Source organism: Parvivirga hydrogeniphila, assembly GCF_023371205.1.
Taxonomy (GTDB): Bacteria; Actinomycetota; Coriobacteriia; order Anaerosomatales; family Anaerosomataceae; genus Parvivirga; species Parvivirga hydrogeniphila.
The window spans coordinates 13,172-33,535 of sequence record NZ_JAMCCO010000004.1; the positions used below are offsets into that span (position 1 = coordinate 13,172).

Sequence of the window (20,364 nt, forward strand, 5' to 3'; positions counted from 1 at the left end):
GGAGCGCAATGCCCCGCAGAGACGACATCCACAAGATCCTGCTGATCGGCTCAGGGCCGATCGTCATCGGCCAGGCGTGCGAATTCGACTACTCGGGCGCGCAGGCGTGCAAGGTGCTTCGCGAGGACGGCTACGAGGTCGTGCTCGTGAACAGCAACCCCGCGACGATCATGACCGACCCCGAGTTCGCGGACCGCACGTACGTCGAGCCCATCACGCCTGCGTTCGTCGAGCAGATCATCGCGAGGGAGCGGCCTGACGCGCTGCTGCCGACGCTCGGCGGGCAGACCGGTCTGAACTGCGCGGTCGCGCTCGCGGAATCCGGCGTGCTCGACCGCTACGGCGTCGAGCTCATCGGCGCGAAGGTCGACGTCATCAAGAAGGGCGAGGACAGGCGCCTGTTCGCCGAGGCGATGGCGCGCATCGGGCTTAAGACGCCGAGAAGCGGGTATGCGTACTCGCTTGCGGACGCCGAGCAGATCGTGGCCGAGATCGGATTCCCGGTCGTCGTGCGGCCGAGCTTCACCCTCGGCGGCGCAGGCGGCGGCGTCGCGTACAACGTGGACGAGCTGCGAGACATCGTCACGCACGGTCTTGCGCTGTCGCCGATCGGTGAGGTGCTCATCGAGCAAAGCGTGCTCGGGTGGAAAGAGTTCGAGATGGAGGTCATGCGCGATCGCAACGACAACGCGGTGATCGTGTGCTCCATCGAGAACTTCGACGCCATGGGCGTGCACACCGGCGACTCGATCACGGTGGCCCCAGCACAGACGCTCACCGACCGCGAGTACCAAGCGATGCGCGACGCTTCGATCGCCATCATGCGCGAGATCGGCGTGGAGACCGGCGGCAGCAACGTGCAGTTCGCGATCGACCCGACAGACGGCCGCATGGTCGTCATCGAGATGAACCCGAGGGTGAGCCGTTCGAGCGCGCTCGCGTCGAAAGCGACGGGTTTCCCCATCGCGAAGATCGCGGCGAAGCTCGCGGTGGGCTACACGCTCGATGAGATCCCCAACGACATCACGAAGAAGACACCGGCGTGTTTCGAGCCGAGCATCGACTACACCGTCGTGAAGGTGCCACGGTTCGTCTTCGAGAAGTTCCCCGGCACCGACACCACGCTCACGACGCGCATGAAGTCTGTGGGCGAGGTGATGGCGATCGGCCGCACGTTTTCCGAAGCGCTCGGAAAGGCGTTCCGTTCGCTTGAGAACGGCAGGGACGGCCTGGGATCCGACGGGAAGGACTCCTTCGACGAGGAGCGCTTCGACCGCTACCTCACGACGCCGAACGAGCGGCGACCGCTGTACATGGCCGAAGCGCTGCGCCGCGGGCGCTCGGTAGAAGAGGTCGCTGCGCTCACGCACGTCGATCCGTGGTTCGTCCAGCAGATGGCTGAGGCGGTGCGCTACGAGGCGCTGCTCCGCGGGCGGGCGCTCGACGAGGTGTCCGCCGAGGCGTTCCGCGAGGCGAAGCGCTACGGGCTGTCGGACGCGCAGATCGCGCACCTCACAGGCTCGACCGAAGCCGCGGTCCGCGCGCGCAGGGAAACGCTCGACGTCAAGCCGACGTTCAAGGCGGTCGACACCTGCGCGGCCGAGTTCGCTGCCGAGACGCCGTACTACTACAAGACCTACGAGGACGAGGATGAATCGGCGCCCTCGTCGCGGCGCAAGATCGTCATCTTGGGCGCGGGCCCCAATCGCATCGGTCAGGGCATCGAGTTCGACTACTGCTGCGTGCACGCGGCGTACGCTCTGTCTGAGATAGGGTTCGAGACCATCATGGTGAACTGCAACCCCGAGACGGTCTCCACGGACTACGACACCTCCGACAAGCTCTACTTCGAGCCGCTCACCTTCGAGGACGTGATGGACATCTGCGAGGTCGAGCGGCCGGCAGGGGTGCTCGTGACGTTCGGCGGGCAGACGCCGCTCAAGTTGGCGCACGCGCTCGAAGACGCTGGCGTGCCGATCCTCGGCACGAAGCCGGAAGCGATCGATCTCGCGGAGGACCGCAAGCGGTTCGCGGCTGTGCTCGACGAGCTTTGCATCGCGTATCCGCCGGCGGGAACGGCGACGACGGTCGAGGAGGCGCTTGAAGTCGCGCACCGGATCGGCTACCCGCTCTTGGTGCGCCCGTCGTACGTGCTCGGGGGCCGCGGCATGGTGATCGCGTACTCCGACGAGTACCTGAAGCGGTACATCGAGGAGGCGACGGCGGTGAGCCCCGACCACCCGGTGCTGCTCGACCGGTTCTTGGAAGGCGCGATCGAAGTCGACGTGGATGCGGTGTGCGACGGCGAGAGCGTGTACATCGGCGGCGTCATGGAGCACATCGAGGAGGCCGGGATCCACTCGGGCGACTCGGCGTGCTGCATCCCGCCGTTCTCGCTCGGCAGCGAGACCATCGAGCGCATCAAGGCGCACACGCGCGCGCTCGCGCTTCGGCTCGGCGTCGTGGGGCTGATGAACGTGCAGTTCGCCGTGAAAGACGAGGCTGTCTACGTGCTGGAGGTGAATCCGCGCGCGTCGCGCACCGTGCCGTTCGTGAGCAAGGCCACCGGCGTGCCGCTCGCGAAGGTCGCAGCGCGCGTGATGGCGGGTGTGCGCCTCGCAGAGCTCGGCCTGCCGCCGGAAGACCGGGACCTCGGCCGCTTCTGCGTCAAAGAGGCGGTGATGCCGTTCGGGCGCTTCCCTGGCACGGACAGCGTGCTCGGGCCGGAGATGAAGTCCACCGGCGAGGTCATGGGCGTGGCCGAGGACTTCCCCAGCGCGTACGCGAAGTCGCAGCTCGCCATCGACTACTCGCTTCCGGACGGCGGCACGGCGTTCATCTCCGTGTGCGACCGCGACAAGCGCGCGATCGTGCCGGTGGCGCGGCACCTGCACCAGCTCGGCTTCCGCATCCTTTCGACGAGCGGCACCGCGCGGGCGCTCAAAGCGGCTGGCGTTCCTGTCGAGGTGGTGCTGAAGGTCCACGAAGGGCGGCCGAACGTGGTGGACGCGATCAAGAACGGAGAGATCTCGCTCGTCATCAACACGCCGTTCGGGCGCGAGACGCGCTCCGACGGCTACCACATCCGCACGGCGGCGGTGCAGCACGGCGTGACGAACATCACGACGCTGCAGGCGGCGCAGGCCGTGGTGCAGGCGATCGAGGCGATGAAGGCGGGGCGCCTCTCGGTGATCGCGCTGCAGGACATGTACGGCGATGGAGCGCTCCGATGAGCGCGGACCGTCGCGTCGTCGAGGAGGTCGTGGTCGAGGCGAACGAGCGCGTCGCCACCGGCGTCGGGCTCGTTGCGCTCCGCGCTCCGCGCATCGCCCAGTCGGTGCTGCCAGGGCAGTTCGTGCACCTGAGGATCGCCGAAGGCACGGCGTTCATCCTCAGGCGGCCGTTTTCCGTGCACCGCGCGCACGGCGAGACGATCGAGGTGCTGTACCAGGTCGTCGGCACGGGCACGCGCTGGCTTTCATCGCGTGAGCCGGGCGATGCGATGGACGCCATCGGACCGCTCGGCACCGGGTGGAGCGTCCCGGACGGCGCCGCGCACGCGCTGCTCGTGGCGGGCGGGCTCGGTGCGGCCCCGCTCGGCATGCTCGCAGAGGACCTCGCCGCGCGCGGCGTCGCCGTCACGGTAGCACAGGGCGCGCCGACGGCAGAGCGCCTCGTGGCGCGGGACCTCTTCGAGCGCGTCGCCAGGACGGTCGCGACGGCGACCGACGACGGCTCCGCGGGCGTGCGTGGGTTCGTGACGGCGCTCGTGCCCGGGCTCATCGAGGAAATCCGGCCGGACGTCGTCTACGCCTGCGGTCCCGAGCCCATGATGTGCGCGGTGGCCGCGGCTGCGCGCGATGCGGGCGTCGCGTGCCAGGTCTCGCTCGAGCGGCTGATGGCGTGCGGCGTCGGCGCGTGCCTCTCGTGCACGGTGACGACGAGATCCGGCTTGAAGCGGGCGTGCGCTGACGGCCCGGTGTTCGACGCGGCAGACGTCGTGTGGGCTCAAGACGAGGTCGAGGGGCTGAAGCGATGAGCGAGCCGAAGGTCGACCTGAGCGTGAGGATCGGCGCCCTGACGCTGCGTTCGTGCGTGATTCCCGCGTCCGGCACGTTCGGGTCTGGGCGCGAGTACGCTGGGCTCGTCGACCTCTCCCGCATCGGAGCGGTCGTCACGAAAGGCGTGTCGCTGGAGCCGTGGCCTGGCAACCCGCAACCGCGCATCGTGGAGACCGCCTCGGGCATGCTGAACTCGATCGGCTTGCAGAACCCCGGCGTCGAAGCGTTCTGTGCGAACGACCTGCCGTGGCTCCGGTCGCAGGACCTCGCGGTGATCGTGAACGTGAGCGGTCACTCCATCGACGAGTACGTGGCCGTCGCGGAGAGGCTCGAGCGCGAAGAGGGGGTCTCGGCCCTCGAGCTCAACATCTCGTGCCCGAACGTGGACGCGGGCGGCATGCAGTTCGGGACGTCGTGCGAGGCGGCCGCCGCGGTGACGGCGGCGGTGCGCTCCGTCACGACGAAGACCCTCATCGTGAAGTTGAGCCCGAATGTCACTGACATCGCTGGCATCGCCCGTGCAGCGGTCGACGCTGGCGCTGACGCGGTGAGCCTCATCAACACGCTGCTCGGCATGGCGATCGACGTGCGGACGCAGCGCCCGGTGCTCGCCCGGCGGGTGGGCGGGCTGTCCGGCCCCGCGATCAAGCCGATCGCGCTGCGTATGGTGTGGGACGTCTACGAGGCCGTGAGCGTCCCGGTGATCGGGATGGGGGGCATCGCGGCGCCGCACGACGCCGTCGAGTTCCTGCTCGCCGGAGCGAGCGCCGTGGCGGTGGGGACCGCGAACTTCGTCGACCCGGCAGCGATGACGCGCATCCTCGACGGTATCGAAGCGTACTGCCGCGAGCGGGGGATCGAGCGCGCCTCCGACCTCGTCGGCGCAGCGCACGGCACGCAGAGCGGCTCGTGAGGGGCGGAAGACGAGGCAGATGAGCGACGAGAGCCAGGTTGCCAGGCCGGTGCAGCCGGCGCCTCTCCCGGTGCCGACACCACCGCCTCCCGCGCTGACCCGGCGCCGCCGCGTCCTCTACGCAGTGCTCGCGCTCGTCATCGTCGGCCAATGCGCTCTCGGCGTGAGGTACGCGTTCAAGGCCCTGGATGCGGTCTTCGGTGGTCCGGAGAGCGAGACGGTCCTCGACCAGGACGTGGCCGTTGCGGGGAGCGGATACCTCACCGTGGCGCGGACGACCGGCGACGGACGGTACGTCGTCGTGCAGCACGCGACGGCCGCAGGCGTGCCGGTCGTCGTCGCCATCGACGTCGCCGAGGGCCGCAGCCGGGTGCTCGAGGGCTATCGGGCGCTTTTCGTGGAGCCGGTCGCCCCGGTCGTGTGGATCGAGAAGGTCGATCCCGAAGCCGGTCTGACGGCAGACGGCCTTGGCGATACCTTCGACCACGTACCGGAGCAGCTGCTCGTCTGGCGGCTCGACGAACGCGCGCCGCACGAGGCGCCGTCCGAGCAGAGGTGGGAGCCGATCGCCGGCCCCGGAGGCGTTTCGGCCTTCCTCACGGGAGACGGAACGCTCGGCGCAGGGCCGTCGCGGCTCGCGTTCGGACCGACGGGCGGCAGCCCGTCGACGACAGAAGCGCTGGGTGCGGTCTCAGCAGAGCGCACGCTGGTGCCGGTGGGCTGGTCGCCCTCTGGCCGCTGGTTCGCCGTGGAGGAGCTGCTGCCCGAGGATCCCGACGAGATCGCGGCCAGGCCGGCGGCGTACCGACCCGTCCGGATGATCCACGTCGTCGACCCGTCCACGGGCCGGCCTGTGAGCTCTCAAGAGGTGCCCGCCTTGGGGCTGGCCCCGGCAGCGATGTGGGATCCGAACGAGGACGTGCTGGTGTGGATCGAGCCGTCGTGGTCGTCCGACCCCGCGTCCTCCACCTCGGACGGCACGTGGAGTGCATCGCTCCAGATCGTCAGGCTCGCCGTCTCCCCAGACGGCGCAACGAAGCGTTCGCTCGACGACGATGCGTCCAGGATCGACGCGACAGTCCTGGCGATGCCGATGGCATGGGGGCCTCTGGGAGCGAGCGAGCACGGGATGGTCTGGTGGGTCGGCGGGTCCGTGTACCGGATCGGCGAGTCTGGCGCCTTCGACCTCTCGCTGGGCCGTGATCAGCAGCCGGACAGCGTGCCTGCCTGGGATTCCGAGCGGCATCTCCTCGTCCAGGCGTACGTCGACGTCACCGACGACGGCACGCAGCGGCTCGTCGTGAAGCGCATGAACGAGTACGGCGCGAACAGCCACACGCTGTGGCAAGGCTTGGAAGAACGCCCAACGCTGTTCGGAAGGTGAGGACCGTGCGCGAGAAGATCATCGTTGCGCTGGACTACGACGACCCCGAGCGGGCGCTCGAGGTGGCGCGCTCGCTCGCCGGCAGGGTCGGCTGGATGAAGGTCGGGCTGACGCTGTACGCGATGGGCGGGCGGGCGGTCGTCGAGGAGCTCAAGCGCCTCGGATACCGCGTGTTCGTGGACCTGAAGCTGCACGACATCCCGCACCAGGTCGCAGGCGCCGTCCGGGCGCTCGCGCACGTCGGCGCGGACATGCTCACCGTTCACGCCTCAGGCGGCGCAGCGATGCTCGCTGCCGCAGCGCAGGCGGCCGCGGCGGCCAAGACTGGCGGGGTTCGGCCGTCGATCGTGGCGGTCACCGTGCTCACGAGCATGGATGCGGCGGGGCTCGCCGCCGTGGGCGTGGCACGGCCGCCCGCCGAGCAGGTGGAGCTTCTGGCCACGCTCGCGCGCGACAACGGGTGCGATGGCGTGGTGTGCGCGCCGAGCGAGGCCCGCGCGATGCGTGCGCTCCTCGGGCCGGACGCCCTCGTCGTGACGCCAGGCGTGCGGCCGTCGTGGGCCGCTGCGGACGACCAGGCGCGCATCGCGACGCCGGAAGCCGCGCTCGGGTCCGGCGCGTCGCACCTCGTCATCGGCCGTCCGATCACTGCCGCGCCGGATCCCGTCGCGGCGCTCGAACGCATCGTGGAAGGGGAGTGAGGCCGCATGGCCGCAGGCATGACCGAAACCGAGGTGCTGGAGGCGCTCAAGCAGGCCGACGCCGTCTTGAGCGGGCACTTCCAGCTCACCAGCGGACGGCACTCGGACACGTACGTGCAGTGCGCGCGCGTCTTGGAAGACCCGGGTCTCACGACGCGGCTTGCGCAGGCGATGGCCGAGCGCGTTTCGGTGAACGGCATCGACCTCGTGGCGGCGCCGGCAGTCGGCGGCATCATCATCGGGTTTGCGGTCGCGCAGGCGCTCGACGTGAAGTTCATCTTCAGCGAGCGGGAGCACGGCGCGATGACCTTCCGGCGCGGCTTCTCGGTTCCAGCGGGCGCGCGGGTGCTGGTGGTAGAAGACGTGGTCACGACGGGCGGATCGGTGGCCGAGGTCATCGGACTGGTGCGCGAGGCCGGCGGGGAGCCGGTGGCCGTGACGTCCATCATCGACCGCGGCGGGCCGAAGGTCTTCGACGTCCCGCTGTACCCTCTTCTTCGACTCGAGGTCGACTCTTGGGAGCCGGATTCGTGCGCGCTGTGCGCCGCCGGCGTGCCGCTGTACTCGCCCGGAAGCAGGCGGCTGTAGCGAAATCGCTTGGCATTCTCGCTGGTCACAGGTAGTATCTTCGCCGTGCGTCCGTTTCGCGCACCGACATGAACGGTGCGCCGTGTCCGGTCGGTTCGAGTCACGAGGAGGAACGATGGCCCTGCCCAAGCTGTCCGAGGCAGACCGCAAAGCAGCGCTCGAGAAGGCCGCGAAGGCCCGCCAGGAGCGCGCCGAGCTGCGCCGGAAGATCAAGAGCGGCGAGATCAGCTTCGCCGAGGTGATGAAGCGCGCCGACGATCCGGTCATCGGCCGGATGAAGGTCTCCGCTCTGCTCGAGAGCCTGCCCGGTTTCGGCCGCGCCAAGGCCCAGAAGATCATGGAGGAGCTCGAGATCTCCGAGAGCCGTCGCGTGCAGGGTCTGGGAGCTCGCCAGCGCGAGGGCCTGATGGAGCGTCTGGGCTGATCGAGCACGGCGTGACCGAGCGCACGAGCGCGCAGAGGCCGCGAGGTCGGCTGCTCATCATCTCTGGCCCGTCAGGCGCTGGGAAAGGCACGCTGGTCGACCGGCTCGTCGAGCGCGTTCCCGAGGCGTGGGTGTCCGTGTCGGCGACGACGCGGCCGCCCCGCCCCGGCGAGGTGGACGGCGTCGACTACCGCTTCGTCTCGCCCGAGGAGTTCGACCGTCTCGTGAAGGCCGGCGAGTTCCTCGAGTGGGCGGAGGTGCACGGCAACCGCTACGGGACGCTCCGAAGCGACGTCGAAAAGAAGATCGCCGAGGGCCGGCTCGTGGTGCTCGAGATCGATCCCCAAGGCGCCCAGCAGGTCCGCCGGCTCGTCGACGACGCGGTGTGCGTCTTCGTCGTCGCTCCGTCTTTCGAGGAGCTGGAGCGGCGCATCCGCAAACGCGGGGCCGAGTCCGACGAGGAGATCGCGGCGCGCCTGAAGACGGCCGAAAGAGAGCTCGCGCTTGTGGGGACATACGACTATGTGGTACAAAACGACGACGTCGCCCGAGCCGCAGACGAGCTCGTGGGCATCGCAGAATCCCTCCTAGGAAGGCGATCGTAGATGGTCATCGAACCGGACATCGACCTGCTGTTGTCGAAGGTCGACTCGAAGTACACGCTGTGCATCGTGGCCGCGCGCCGCGCCCGCCAGATCAACGACATGGTCCGCGGCATCCGCGACCAGGCCACGCTCGCGCTGCAGTCGATCCAGACGCCGCAGATCGCGCAGCTCACCAAGACCAAGCCGCTGTCGATCGCGCTCGAGGAGATCGCGAACGGCGACATCGGCTACGTCCGGACCGCCGAGAGCTACAAGTAGCGCTCGACGGCAGTCGGGATCCGCGCGCGCCCCGTGCCGTCGGCTCGAGGGCGCGTCACGTTCTCGGGGGCGCCATGGCATCGCACGCAGCGCTCGTCCACTACCACGAGATCGGGCTGAAGGGCCACAACAAGCGCACCTTCGAGCGCAGGCTGCAAGAGAACCTCGCCTTCGCGCTCGGGTGGCCGGACGCTCGCCGCATCCGCATCGTGGCGAGCCGTCTCGTCGTGCCGTTGGAAGACGAGGATCCCGGAGCCGCCATCGAGCGTCTCGCGTCGGTGCCCGGGGTCGCGTTCGTGGCCGAGGCGCTCGTCGTGTCGCGCGAGCCGCGCGCGATGGAGGAAGCGGCGGTCGCGGCCGTGTCGCGAGCGGCGGCCGACGGCGCGCGCACATTCGCGATCAAGGCGCGCCGGTCTGCGACCGACCATCCCGAGCCGAGCGTCGAGATCGCCCGTCGGGTGGGGGAGCGGGTACGGCGTGAGACCGGGCTCGGAGTCGACCTCACGACCCCCGACGTCACCTGCCACATCGACGTCGTGCACGACCAGGCGTTCGTGTACGCGCGCAAGGTGCAAGGCCCCGGCGGGCTTCCGGCCGGGAGCGCAGGGCGTGTCGTGGCGCTGCTGTCGGCAGGCATCGACTCGCCCGTGGCGGCATGGCGCATCATCCGTCGTGGCGCGGTCGTCGTGGGCGTGCACTTCTCCGGACGCCCGCACACCGACGCGAGCTCCGAGGAAGCGGTGACGGAGATCGGGCGCGTGCTGGAGCGCACTGGCGGTCTCGGACGCATCTACGTCGTGCGCTTCGGCGACCTGCAGCGGGAGATCTCGCTTGCCGCGCCCCCGGACCTGCGGGTGCTGCTCTACCGGCGGCTCATGGTGCGCGTCGCGGAGCGCATCGCCGATGAGGAGCGCGCCAAAGCGCTCGTGACCGGCGAGTCGCTCGGGCAGGTCGCCTCGCAGACGCTCGAGAACATCGCGGCCATCGACGCCGTGGCGCGCCGGCCGGTGTTCCGTCCGCTCATCGGCAGCGACAAGCAGGAGATCGCGGCAGAAGCGCGCAGGATCGGCACGTTCGAGATCTCGACGCGCCCGCAGACGGACTGCTGTACGCTGTTCATGCCGCGCACGCCCGAGACGCACGCGCGCATCGAGGAGGTCGACGCTGCTGAATCTCTCCTTGAGGTCGAGCGTATGGTGAGCGACGCCGTCTCCAGCATGCGGTGGATCGACTTCGCGAGCCCCGTGTACCGCGCTCCGCGCGCCTGGCCTTCGTCGGACGATGCGCGTTCTTATCGTTGAGCCGTACTTCGGCGGCTCGCACAAGGCCGTCTTGGACGCGCTCCTGCCTGAACTCGGGTGGGAGCACGACCTGCTCGCGTTGCCTGCGCGGAAGTGGAAGTGGCGGATGCGCGGCGCGGCGATCCTCATGGCCGAGGAGGTCGCGAGGCTGCACGCGTCCGGCGTGCGGTGGGACCTCGTGTACGCGAGCACGTTCGTGAACCTGCCGGAGCTCCTGGCGCTGTCGCGCCCCGCGCTCGACGGCGTGCCGAGCGTCGTGTACTTTCACGAGAACCAGCTCATGTACCCGGTGCGGCACGAGGCCGAGTGGGACTTCCAGTTCCCGCTCACGAACATCACGAGCGCGCTTGCAGCAGACGCGTGCCTGTTCACCACCCAGTGGCACCTTGACGGGTTCGTGGAGCGCATCGGGCCGTTCCTCAAGCAGTTCCCTGACTTCGTGCCACGCGGCGTGCCGGAGCGGATCGCCGCGAAGTCGGCCGTGCTCCCGCCGCCGTTCGACCCGCGTCCGTTCGACGCGCACGCGGCGCGCCGGGGCGAGCGCGTCCGCATCGTGTGGCCGCACCGGTGGGAGCACGACAAGGACCCGGAGGCGTTCTTCGCTGCCGTGCACGAGCTGGCCGCCGAGGGGCTCGACTTCGAGGTCGCGGTGGCAGGACAGGCGTTCCGCGACACGCGCGAGCAGGTCGAGCGCATGGCCGCCGGTCTCGGATCGCGCCTGGCCGCTCTCGGCGAGCCTAAGGGCCGGGACGCGTATGCAGCGCTGCTCGCGAGCGCGGACGTTGCGGTGTCCACCGCGCGCAACGAGTTCTTCGGGCTCGCGATGGTCGAGGCGTGCTACGCTGGATGCTGGCCCGTGGTGCCCGACCGGCTTGCGTACCCCGAGCTCTATCCGGCGGAGCACCGCTACGGCAGCCATGACGAGCTCGTGGCCCGGCTGCGCGCGCTCGTGCTCGACCGGCCGGCCCCAGGCGCCGCGCGGCGCATCGCCGAGCCGTTCACGGTGCAGCGGCTCGCGCCGGAGTACCGGAAGGTGTTCGAATCGGTGGCGGAACGAGGGAGCGTGCGATGACGGGCCCGGAACTGCAGGCGTTCCCGCTGAGCGACGCGGGCGACCGAAGGAGCGCGTGATGATGCAGACCTCGTGGGCGGACCTTCCGACAGCGGTGCGAGCGGCGTTCGTCGTGCTCGGCGCGGTGCAGATCGGCGTGGAGGCGGCGGCGCTCATCGTGCTCGCGCGCACACCTGCGGAGCGCATCAGGCTGGGCAAGAAGTGGCCGTGGGTGCTCATCATCCTGTTCGTGAACCTCATCGGAGCCGTCGTGTTCCTGGCCGTCGGGCGGACTCCCGAGGTCGCTGCAAAGGAGCCTGGCGCTGGCGTGGCCGGCGAGACGATGGCGCGCGCAGCCAAGATGCTCTACGGGAGCGGCGAGGCGAGCGATGACGACTGATGCCGCCGTCGAGCTTGCTGGTGTGACGAAGCGCTTCGGCGACGTCGTGGCGCTCGATCGCGTGGACCTTCGCGTCCCGAGCGGGGTCATCTTCGGCTTCCTCGGCCCGAACGGCGCAGGCAAGACGACGACGATCCGGCTGCTCACGGGGCTTGCGCGCCCCACTTCAGGCGAGGTGCGGGTGCTCGGCCGCGAGGTGACGAGCGCAGGCTTCGAGGTGTCGTCGCGCGTCGGGTACCTGCCGGACGTGCCGGCCTTCTACGAGTGGATGACGGGGGAGGAGTACCTCGCGTTCGTGGCGTCGCTCTTCGGCCTTGAAAGCAGCGTCGCGAAAAAGCGCGCCGGCGTGCTTCTGGAGGCCGCCGGGCTTGCCGGCGTCCGCACGCGCATCGGCGGCTACTCGCGCGGCATGAAGCAGCGGCTCGGCATCGCTCAGGCGCTCATGAACGCTCCTGCGCTGCTCGTCCTCGACGAACCGACCTCGGCGCTCGACCCCATCGGCCGCAAGGAGGTCCTCGACATGATCGAGGCGCTCGCGGGCAAGGCGACGGTGTTCTTCTCGACGCACATCCTTTCGGATGCCGAGCGAGTGTGCGATGAGGTCGCGATCCTCGACCGGGGACGCGTCGTCGCGAACGCGAGCGTCGACGAGATCCGGTCGCGTGCGGGCCGGAAGGTTGCGCTCGAAGTCGCGGGCGACGTCGAGCGCGTCGAGCGAGCGGTGGCAGCGGCGGCGTGGTGCCGCGGCGTCACGCGCATTGGCGCGCGCATCGAGGCGGCCGTGAGCGACCCGGGGTCCGCGCAGCGCGACGTGCCCGCGATCGTGGCGGCAGCAGGCGCCGGTCTCGTGCGCTTCGAGACCGTCGAGCCCACGCTCGAAGACGTGTTCGTCGAGCTCGTGGAAAGAGCGTCGTGATGCGGGGGTTCCGGCCGTTCTTCCTCAAGGAGCTCCGCGAGATCGCGCGCACCTGGCGCATCTGGGTGCTGCCGTCGATCGTCGTGGTGTTCGCGCTCACGGGTCCCGTGCTCGCCAAGGTCATGCCGGAGATCCTGCGATCGATGTCGAGCGAGCAGCTCGGCGGCGCCGTCATCCGCCTGCCGGAACCGACCTGGAAGGACGCCTACGCGCAGTGGGTGAAGAACCTCACCCAGATCGTCACCTTCGCGCTCGTGATCATGCTCGGCGGGACGGTGGCCTCGGAGGTGCGGTCAGGCACAGCGATCATGGTGCTCACGAAGCCCGTCTCACGCCCCGCGTTCGTGCTCGCGAAGGCCGCTGCGAACGCCGTGCTCGTGACGGCCACGACGCTCCTCGGCGCTGCGGCCACCTGGGCCGTGACGCTCGCCGTGTTCGGCGAGGCTCCGCTGCGGCCGATCGTGCAGCCGACGGCGGCGTGGCTCGCGTGGGCGCTCTTCCTCGTGGCGGTGATGACGCTCGCGTCTGTGCTTGTGCAAAGCCCGAGCGGCGCGGCCGGCGTCGGAATCGGCGTCTACGCCGCCATCAGCATCGCGTCGCTCTCGCGCTGGGCGGTCGAGCACACCCCCGCAGGGCTCATCGGCGCCCCGGGCGCGCTGCTCGCAGGCGATCGTCCGCCGCTTTCGTGGCCGCTTGCGGCCGCAGCGCTCCTCTCGGCAGCAGCGCTCGGCGCGGCCGCCGCTCTGTTCGCTCATAAGGAGCTGTAGCCGAGGCTCCGGCCCGCGGCGGCCTACAGGTACTGCTTCGCGAGCTCGTCGAGCGTGATGTGGTCGGCCTCCACGGCGCTCACCGCGTCCCAGACCTCCTTCAGCCGGGGGTTCGTCGCACGCTCGGCGAAGGTCGCGTACAGCGAGCTCGCGCGGTTCTCGCGGCGCAACGACTCTTCGATGTCGCTCGCCCACGAACCGGTGGTCTCGCCTGGCACCGTGAGGTCCTCGGGCTTGGGGACGCCGGCGAGCTTGCAGAACAGCGAGCAGTGCTCCGCCTCGATGCGCGCCAGACGCTTGTAGGCCGACCGGAGCGTGTCGTTGTCCTTGCGCTCGGCCATGCCGAGGTAGAAGCGGGTGTTGGAGCGCTCGAGCTCGATCGAGGCCTCGAGGTCGGCCCGCTCGACTTCGGTGAGCGCAACCGCGTTGATGGCCGGGTCGTACTTCTCGGGCGCCTCCAGGTACTCCTTGTGCGCACCGCAGAACGGGCAGTTCTCGGGCGCCTCGTACCCGAGGTAGGTCTCGCCGCAGATGCGGCAGCGGTACATCTTCAGCTGCATCGTCGCTCCTTTCGGTCTTACAGGCCCAGTGCGTCGGCGACGGCCTCACCGAACGCTCGCGCGGCGTCCGGGCCGTTGGCGGTGATGATGCGCCCGTCGACCTCGACCGGGCCGTCGGACCACGTCGCGCCGTGTGCGACGAGGTCGTCTTTCTGCGTCGGGTAGGCGGTCGCTCGCCTGCCGCGGAGCAGCCCCGCGTGCGCGAGCGTGCTCGGCGCGATACAGATGGCTGCCACCACCCCGCCGCGCTGCGCGATGCTGCGGGCGAGCTCGTGCGCGCGCTCGTCGTCGAAGTAGACCGCCGAGCCCGCTCCGCCCACGAAGAGCACGGCGTCGAACTCTTCGGGGTCGACCTCGCCGATCGCCGCGTCGGCTTGCGCTTTCGCGCCGAACCGGCCGATGCACTCGCCAGCGTGCGTGCTCGCGGTGACGACCTCGGCGCCGCGCGCACGGAGCACCTCGCGCGGGTGCTCGTACTCCTCGTCGCGGAACTGCTGCGGCGCGACCACCATGACAACGCGCTTCATCGTGCCCTCCAAAGCCCTTGTCCTCGTGTACGCTATAGTATGGCACGGCTCTGACACGCTCGTTCGACCGACGAAAGGCGGCGAATGGACGCTGAGGCGACCGCAGCGCAGCGCCCAGAGGCGCGCACGGCATCTGTGCGGCCGATAGCGCCGCTCGTCGCCCTGTGGCTCCTGCTCGCCGGCACCTATCTCGTGCTGAGCGTGTCCGCTCCGGACCAGCGCCTCGAACCCGTGCGTCAGGCCGCGTACCTGCTGCCGTTCTGGGCGGCCGGGATCTCGTCGGTCCTCATCGCGCTCAAGGCGGCCGCGCATGAGCGTCGGCTGCTGCGCGCGCTCGCTGCAGCGATCGTGCTCGTCGCGACGAGCGAGACGCTCGTGAGCGCGCGCGTCGTGCTCGGCGCGCGCATCGAGTCCGGATGGCCTGTCGCTGCCGAGGTCCTCACGGTGGCAGCGGCCGTCATGATGATCGCTGCGCTCGCCCGCGCCGCCGACCTGCGCGCGTACAGCACGCTCGCTCGGGTGCGGCACGGCATCGACGCGGTCGGTGTGGCGCTTTCCGTGGTCGCGGTCGTGCTCGTGCTCGTCGTCGTCCCGCTCTCCCGCGAGGGCGTCTTCACGTGCGCGCAAGGCGTCGCTGCTGCGGCGTACAGCGGTCTCGGGGCGCTGCTCCTCATCTCCGTCGCCGCGAACTTCGGGCTCGATGTCGCCTCCTCGCCCGAGCCGTGGTTCCGACGGGTGCTCGGCGGTCTGTGGGTGTATGCGCTGGCGACGACGCTCTGGCCCGCGTGGCTGTACGGAACCATGGTTCGGCAGACGAGCGCGTGGGACGCCGCCATCGAGGTCGCGTGGATGTCAGGCATGTCGCTCGCATTCGCTGGCATGCTGGCGCGGCTGCACGAAGGGGTGCGACCGTCCGCTAGCGTGCTGCCGCTGCCGCAGCGGATGCCGCGGTCGCACGTGGCGGTGGCGGCCGCGATCCCGCTCGGCCTCACCGCTTCGGTGGTTTTCTCGATAGCGGCTGGTGCGACGAGCGTGCCTGACGGCTACCGCGGCCCGCTGTTCGTGCTCGGCGGCGCGATCGCTGCTGTCGTGGCAGTGCGGCAGGCGCTCGCCGTGCTTGAGAACCGGCGGCTGCTCACGATGCTCTCGACAGACCCGGTGACCGGCCTGCTCGCGTACCGGCCGTTCCAGGACGCGCTTCAGACCGAGCTCGACATCGCCGATCGCAACGGCGGCACCGTCGCGCTCGTGATGTTCGACATCGACGGCTTCAGGGGCCTGAACGAGGAGTGCGGGCACGAAGCGGGCGACGCGGCCCTCAAGGCGGCGGGCGATGCTATCGCGTGCGCCGTGCGCTCTTCAGACGTCGTCGGACGGCTCGGCGGCGACGAGTTCGCCGTGATCATGGGCGGAGCGTCGCTCGAGAACGCCGAACGCTTCGTTGTGCGCGCGCTCTCGGAGATCCGTGCCGTGAAAGGGCCGTCAGGCGCACCGCTGCAGGCGACTGCGGGCATCGCGCTGTACCCGGTGCACGCGGGGGGCCGTGGCGAGCTCATGCGCTGTGCTGCAGGCTCGCTCTTCTGGGCGAAGCGGCACGACCGGGGCGGATTCGCCGTGTACGACCCGAAGGTCATCACCGCCCTCGACGCCAAAGACGAGATCGAGCACCTCGAGGTCGAGACCCAGGTGCGCGCCGTGCGCGCGCTCGCGGTCGCGGTCGATGCGCGCGATGCGGCCACCCAGTTCCACTCAAAGAACGTCGCGCTGCTTGCGACCGAGCTCGGGCGCGAGCTCGGGCTGCCGCATGAGCACGTCAGGCGGTTGGAGATCGCCGCGCTTTTGCACGACGTCGGCAAGATCGGCGTGTCTGATCGGGTGCTGCGCAAACGAGGTCCGCTCACGGCCGCCGAGGTCATGCACGTGCGCGAGCACCCCGTTCTCGGCGAGCGCATCGTGCGATCGAGCGGGTTCGACGACGTCGCGCCGTGGGTGCGGCACCACCACGAGCGGTACGACGGTACGGGCTATCCCGACGGACTGCGCGGTGAGCGCATCCCGTTCGAGGCGCGACTGCTCGCGGTGTGCGATGCGTTCGACGCGATGACCTCCGAGCGTCCGTACCGCTTCGCGATGTCGCCTTCTGCGGCGCTGCACGAGATCGACTGCTGCATCGGCTCGCAGTTCGACCCGGAGATCGCCGAAGCGTTCATCGCGCTCATGGGTCGCAAGACGCCGATGTGATGTGGAAAAAGAGCGTGCCGGCCGAGGGGAGGGCCGGCACGAAGGAGTGTCAGCTGAGGGGGATGCTGACACACACAAGAAACGCTCGCGTCGGGCGCGAGGTTACGGGTGCGGGCGAAAATGCGTTGCACGAGCACGGAGGAGGAACGATGGGTGCGAGGTTCGGGTACCTGCCGGAGGCGTCGGTGCTCGCCGACGATCCGGCCACCGTCGAGCGCATCATGGGGCCGTACGGGCCGCTGCTCGAGGACGCGGGCGGCACGTGTCTCGGCTCGATCGACGAGGCGAGCGAGCTCCCGGTCGCGTTCTTCGTGGCCACGGGCGGCACCGAAGGCATCGTGCTTGGGGCCGTCGAGCAGCTCCGATCGCGCGGCGTCGTCGATCCCGTGCTGCTCATCGCGCACCCGTCGAACAACTCGCTTCCGGCGTCGCTCGAGACGCTCGCTCGGCTGCAGCGCGACGGGTCCGCCGGGCGCGTCGTCTACCTTGGCGGGCCTGCTGACGACGCCGGCCGACGCACGCTTGCGGAAGCCGCCGAGGGCGTGGCGGTGGCCCGCGTGTTCGCGGGGGCGCGCGTCGGGCGGGTGGGGGAGCCGTCCGACTGGCTCGTGGCGAGCATGCCGGACGCGCAGACCGTGCGGTCGTCGTGGGGCCCCGAGCTCGTGGACGTCCCGATCGCCCGGCTGTTCGACGCGGTGGCGGCGACGCCGGATGTCGCTGCGCTCGCCGAGGCCGACCGCCTGCGCGCGGGCGCACGCGCGTGCGTAGAGCCGAGCGAGCACGACCTGCTGGAAGCCGGCCGGGTCGTTGCGGCGCTGCGCGGTATCGTGCGCGAATATGACCTCGACGCGCTCACGGTGCGCTGCTTCGACCTCGTCTTGAGGTCGAGGACGACCGGCTGCGCTGCGCTTGCCGCGCTCATCGACGAGGGTGTCATCGCCGGGTGCGAAGGTGACGTGCCGAGCACCATCGCGATGCTGTGGGCGCAGCACCTCGTGGGCGCCACGCCGTGGATGGCGAATCCGGCCCGCGTCGACGAGCAGGGGCAGGAGATCGTCCTCGCACACTGCACGGTCCCGCTCTCGATCGTGGAGAGCTACCGGCTTCGCTCCCACTTCGAGTCCGGGCTGGGCGTCGGCATCCAAGGCGCGATGCCGCTCGGGCCGGTCACCCTCCTGCGCATCGGCGGTGCGATGCTCGAGCGCGCATGGATCGCGGAGGGCGAGATCGTGGCTACAGGGGAGGCGGAGGACCTTTGCCGCACGCAGGTCACGGTCCGCGTCGAGGACGGCGACGTCGGGGAGCTTCTACGCGCGCCGCTCGGCAACCACCTGGTGGTCGTGCGCGGCCGGCACGCGGCCCGTTTCCGTGCCTGGCACGACATGGTGCGGCCGGGGGCAGGAGCGGCGTGAGGCGGGCCTGCTGCTGCCTGCCGCTGAGAATCAGCACGACCGAGGCGCCGTACGCCTATCGCACCGATGCGCACGGGAGCGTCATCGACGTGTCGAACTCCGGTCCGCCCCCGCTCGCTCGCTATTGCGCGCTGAAGGGTGTATGATGCTTCCAATGACAGCGTCCGCGTCGAGCGGACGCCCACCCAAGACTCGGTGGTCCGCCGCTTTCCTCGTGATGTGCCAGGACGACTGCGTCTGCTCGCAGTGCGACCCGACACGGCGCACGAGGAAGGAGACTCTTTGAGTTTCGACAACCTGGGTCTTTCGCCACGCCTGCTCGAGGCCGTGGCGGCCATGGGTCACACGCGCCCGACCCCCATCCAGCGTGAAGCCATCCCGCACGTCCTGGCCGGCCGCGACGTCGTCGGCTGCGCTCAGACCGGCACGGGCAAGACGGCGGCCTTCGTGCTGCCGATCATGCAGCGCGTCCAGGCGGCCCCCGGCGGCCCGCGCGCGCTGATCGTGACGCCGACCCGCGAGCTCGCGGTGCAGATCGCCGAGGTCGCGCAGCGGACTGCCGCGCACACCGGCCATCGCGTGGCGGTCGCGTACGGCGGCGTCGGCTACGAGCCCCAGCTCAAGGCGCTCAGGCGAGGCGTGGACGTGCTCGTCGCGACCCCGGGCCGCCTCATCGACCTGATGGAGCGTGGCGCCGCGGACCTCACCCACGTCGAGGTGCTCGTCCTCGACGAGGCCGACCGGATGCTCGACATGGGCTTCTGGCCGCAGGTCCGCACGATCATCGCCGTGCTGCCCGCTGCTCGCCAGAACCTGCTGTTCTCGGCCACGATGACGCCGGAGGTGCTGCGCATCGTCGGCTCGACGCTGCACGAGCCGGTGCGCGTGGACGTCGCGCCCGCCACCACGCCGATCGAGGCGATCGAGCAACAGGTGTATCCCGTAAGCGCTCAACAGAAGACGCAGCTCCTCGTGCACCTGATCGAGCGCCACCGTCCAGAGCGCATCATCGTGTTCACGCGCACCAAGCATCGCGCCGACCGCGTCGCCACGGCACTTCGCCGCAGCGGCATCGAAAGCGCGGCCATCCACGGCGACCGCTCGCAGGGCCAGCGCCAAAGCGCGCTCGACGGGCTGAAGCGCGGCCGTGTGCGCGTTCTGGTGGCGACCGACGTGGTCGCACGCGGCATCGACGTCGCCGACGTCAGCCACGTGGTGAACTACGATCTGCCGAACACCCCGGAAGACTACGTGCACCGCATCGGCCGCACGGCCCGCGCAGGCAAGTCCGGCATGGCGCTTTCGCTGCTCGCGCCAGAAGAGCACGGCGTGTTCCGCGAGATCGAGCTCGCCATCGGCTCCGTGCTTGAGTGCCGCGACGCGGACGGATTCGACTACGCTGATGGCCGCATCGTCCCGAACCCCGCGCGAAGCGCGTCGAAGCCCGTACGGACGGTCTTCAGCTCAAGCAGAGGTCGGGGTCGAGCTCGCAGGCGCTGACGACAACCCTCCCAGAGACGGTTCTCGCGGTCGTATAATCACCGTGTCTTCAGTCGTTCGCCGACACGGCGATCATCTGTGGGGAGGGATGACCGATGAGAAGGCACGTGACGTTGGCTGCAGTCGTGTGCGCAGTCCTTCTGGCGTCGTGGGCTCTGGTGGGCTGCGCTCAAGACGACGCGGGGGCGACGAGCGGAACCTCAGGCCAGCCGCCGACAGCTGCGACGAGCGGTTCGTCTGGGCAGTCGGGACCCGGTGCATATGCGGCCAAGGAGTTCGTCGACCTCGTGACGTCGAAGGCGGTGTCCTGGGCGAGCGATGCGCGTCCCTACAAGATGGAGTCCGGGCGTCCTGGGCAGGACCCTTCGATCGCTGAAGGTGTGTCGGGGCTCTGGAGGGTGTGGTTCGCCTCGGCGTCGAAGAAACAGATGAGCGTCTTCTACCTCCAGGACGGTCAACCTGCGATGTATCCAGAAGGAGGGGGAGGCGGGTTCTCCTACGAGACGCCAGGCCTGTCCGACGTCTGGAAGATCGACAGCGTGGACGCCGTGCGGATCGCCAAGGAAACGGGCATCGCCGAGGTCAAGAGCATGTCGCTGTACGACACGCGCGCAGAGTTCGTCACGAAGGCCAGGGAGGTCCCTGAGTCGTGCGCTGCCTACTGGGACGTCTACGGTCCCGGCGCTGATGGTCTTGACACGCACGTCTACGTCGACGCTGCGACCGGCGCGGTCTACAAGTAGCCTGCGCAGCCG

Annotated in this window: 20 protein-coding genes; 18 read left to right on the plus strand and 2 right to left on the minus strand. The window is 69.8% G+C overall.

Features of this window, described 5'->3' with window-relative positions; genetic code table 11:
* The first annotated feature begins 8 nt into the window (after positions 1-8).
* The 14 genes from carB (at position 9) to MX659_RS08915 (ending at position 13,369) form a co-directional block, all read left to right on the plus strand.
* The gene (gene carB, locus MX659_RS08850) at positions 9-3,233 is read left to right on the plus strand and encodes a carbamoyl-phosphate synthase large subunit (protein ID WP_267193131.1); all 3,225 of its coding nucleotides are present in this window, start codon (positions 9-11) and stop codon (positions 3,231-3,233) included.
* Positions 3,230-4,039 (plus strand): dihydroorotate dehydrogenase electron transfer subunit, encoded by an 810-nt coding sequence (locus tag MX659_RS08855; protein WP_267193132.1) that lies wholly within the window; start codon positions 3,230-3,232, stop codon positions 4,037-4,039. The genes carB and MX659_RS08855 overlap by 4 nt, the downstream gene beginning before the upstream one ends.
* On the plus strand, positions 4,036-4,974 hold the full coding sequence (locus tag MX659_RS08860) for a dihydroorotate dehydrogenase (protein ID WP_267193133.1): 939 nt from the start codon (positions 4,036-4,038) through the stop codon (positions 4,972-4,974). Before MX659_RS08855 ends, MX659_RS08860 begins: the two co-directional genes overlap by 4 nt.
* A 19-nt stretch (positions 4,975-4,993) precedes the next feature.
* Positions 4,994-6,358 (plus strand): hypothetical protein, encoded by a 1,365-nt coding sequence (locus MX659_RS08865; protein WP_267193134.1) that lies wholly within the window; start codon positions 4,994-4,996, stop codon positions 6,356-6,358.
* 5 nt (positions 6,359-6,363) lie between these two features.
* Positions 6,364-7,059, plus strand: coding sequence for an orotidine-5'-phosphate decarboxylase (gene pyrF, locus MX659_RS08870; protein WP_267193135.1), 696 nt, complete (start codon positions 6,364-6,366; stop codon positions 7,057-7,059).
* A gap of 6 nt (positions 7,060-7,065) precedes the next feature.
* Positions 7,066-7,647, plus strand: a complete 582-nt coding sequence (gene pyrE, locus MX659_RS08875; protein ID WP_267193136.1) for an orotate phosphoribosyltransferase — start codon at positions 7,066-7,068, stop codon at positions 7,645-7,647.
* Between the two features lie 115 nt (positions 7,648-7,762).
* Positions 7,763-8,071 (plus strand): integration host factor, actinobacterial type, encoded by a 309-nt coding sequence (gene mihF / locus MX659_RS08880; protein ID WP_267193137.1) that lies wholly within the window; start codon positions 7,763-7,765, stop codon positions 8,069-8,071.
* A gap of 11 nt (positions 8,072-8,082) precedes the next feature.
* Positions 8,083-8,676 carry a guanylate kinase gene (gmk, locus tag MX659_RS08885; RefSeq protein ID WP_267193138.1) on the plus strand — a complete coding sequence of 198 codons (594 nt, stop codon included), beginning with the start codon at positions 8,083-8,085 and terminating at the stop codon, positions 8,674-8,676.
* The gene (gene rpoZ / locus MX659_RS08890) at positions 8,677-8,934 is read left to right on the plus strand and encodes a DNA-directed RNA polymerase subunit omega (RefSeq protein WP_267193139.1); all 258 of its coding nucleotides are present in this window, start codon (positions 8,677-8,679) and stop codon (positions 8,932-8,934) included. It begins immediately after the preceding gene.
* Positions 8,935-9,008: 74 nt separating this feature from the next.
* Complete coding sequence (gene thiI / locus MX659_RS08895; protein ID WP_267193140.1) at positions 9,009-10,235, plus strand: tRNA uracil 4-sulfurtransferase ThiI; 1,227 nt, start codon at positions 9,009-9,011, stop codon at positions 10,233-10,235.
* Positions 10,216-11,307, plus strand: a complete 1,092-nt coding sequence (locus tag MX659_RS08900) for a tRNA-queuosine alpha-mannosyltransferase domain-containing protein (protein WP_267193141.1) — start codon at positions 10,216-10,218, stop codon at positions 11,305-11,307. Before thiI ends, MX659_RS08900 begins: the two co-directional genes overlap by 20 nt.
* 58 nt (positions 11,308-11,365) lie before the next feature.
* Entirely contained in the window at positions 11,366-11,686 is a 321-nt protein-coding gene (locus MX659_RS08905; RefSeq protein WP_267193142.1) for a PLD nuclease N-terminal domain-containing protein, read from the plus strand.
* Entirely contained in the window at positions 11,676-12,602 is a 927-nt protein-coding gene (locus MX659_RS08910) for an ABC transporter ATP-binding protein (protein ID WP_267193143.1), read from the plus strand. Before MX659_RS08905 ends, MX659_RS08910 begins: the two co-directional genes overlap by 11 nt.
* Complete coding sequence (locus MX659_RS08915; protein ID WP_267193144.1) at positions 12,602-13,369, plus strand: ABC transporter permease; 768 nt, start codon at positions 12,602-12,604, stop codon at positions 13,367-13,369. Before MX659_RS08910 ends, MX659_RS08915 begins: the two co-directional genes overlap by 1 nt.
* Before the next feature lie 23 nt (positions 13,370-13,392).
* Here the strand turns inward: MX659_RS08915 and MX659_RS08920 are convergent, their stop codons facing one another.
* Both MX659_RS08920 and MX659_RS08925 read right to left on the minus strand, forming a co-directional pair.
* Positions 13,393-13,929: a rubredoxin-like domain-containing protein gene (locus MX659_RS08920; protein ID WP_267193145.1), complete on the minus strand. Its 537-nt coding sequence runs from the start codon at positions 13,927-13,929 to the stop codon at positions 13,393-13,395.
* A gap of 17 nt (positions 13,930-13,946) precedes the next feature.
* Complete coding sequence (locus tag MX659_RS08925) at positions 13,947-14,456, minus strand: DJ-1/PfpI family protein (protein WP_267193146.1); 510 nt, start codon at positions 14,454-14,456, stop codon at positions 13,947-13,949.
* An 84-nt stretch (positions 14,457-14,540) separates the two neighbouring features.
* Between MX659_RS08925 and MX659_RS08930 the strand changes: the two genes are divergently transcribed.
* From MX659_RS08930 to MX659_RS08945, 4 genes are all read left to right on the plus strand, one after another.
* Complete coding sequence (locus MX659_RS08930; RefSeq protein ID WP_267193147.1) at positions 14,541-16,697, plus strand: bifunctional diguanylate cyclase/phosphohydrolase; 2,157 nt, start codon at positions 14,541-14,543, stop codon at positions 16,695-16,697.
* 149 nt (positions 16,698-16,846) lie between these two features.
* On the plus strand, positions 16,847-18,109 hold the full coding sequence (locus MX659_RS08935; protein WP_267193148.1) for a fucose isomerase: 1,263 nt from the start codon (positions 16,847-16,849) through the stop codon (positions 18,107-18,109).
* A gap of 282 nt (positions 18,110-18,391) precedes the next feature.
* Positions 18,392-19,609, plus strand: coding sequence for a DEAD/DEAH box helicase (locus tag MX659_RS08940; protein WP_267193149.1), 1,218 nt, complete (start codon positions 18,392-18,394; stop codon positions 19,607-19,609).
* Between the two features lie 95 nt (positions 19,610-19,704).
* Entirely contained in the window at positions 19,705-20,352 is a 648-nt protein-coding gene (locus MX659_RS08945; RefSeq protein WP_267193150.1) for a hypothetical protein, read from the plus strand.
* The last annotated feature ends 12 nt before the right edge of the window (positions 20,353-20,364 follow it).